This window comes from Geobacillus sp. LYN3 (genome assembly GCF_003064505.1).
GTDB classification, from domain to species: Bacteria; Bacillota; Bacilli; order Bacillales; family Anoxybacillaceae; genus Parageobacillus_B; species Parageobacillus_B toebii.
This window is the reverse complement of the sequence record NZ_QCWL01000090.1, coordinates 1-547: the sequence shown is the minus strand read 5'-3', so window position 1 is coordinate 547 and position 547 is coordinate 1. Positions and strand designations below refer to the sequence as shown.

Below are 547 nucleotides of genomic sequence, written 5' to 3'. Positions count from 1 at the left end.
CTGAAGGAGTAGAATGCTCCCTCAAAACTGAACAAGGCTACTGCCTTGAATCAACTTCTCTGCTGCCTTGCGCCGAGGAATCCATCATCTTTGAATTCGCTCGTAGACGCAGGCGCAAAACGGATTGATTGAAGAGAACATAAACATGTTCCCTCAAAACTGAACAAACCCGAAGCGTCCACTTCCGACTAGCCCATAAGGGCAGTCGCCTTCGCTTTTCTNTCAACTTCTCTGCTGCCTTGCGTCGAGGAATCTAGCTTCTCTGAATCCACTCGTAGACGCAGACGCAAAACGGATTGATTGAAGAGAACATAAACATGTTCCCTCAAAACTGAACAAAACGTAAGCGTCCTTCGCTTTTCTGCTGTCTAGCTCCAGCGCCTAGCTCTCTTGTGCCAAATAACCTTCCCCCTCGAAGTGCAAGCACTTCAGCGGGTGAAGAACATTTGGCTTCGAGAGCTGATCGCGGCGCTTCCGCTTTTCGTATCATCCTTAGAAAGGAGGTGATCCAGCCGCACCTTCCGGTACGGCTACCTTGTTACGACTT

Annotated in this window: 1 rRNA gene; it reads right to left on the bottom strand. The window is 49.5% G+C overall.

The features are described 5' to 3' along the window. Positions 1 to 496: 496 nt before the first annotated feature. Positions 497 to 547 (bottom strand): 16S ribosomal RNA (locus DCC82_RS17790); the annotation flags it as partial.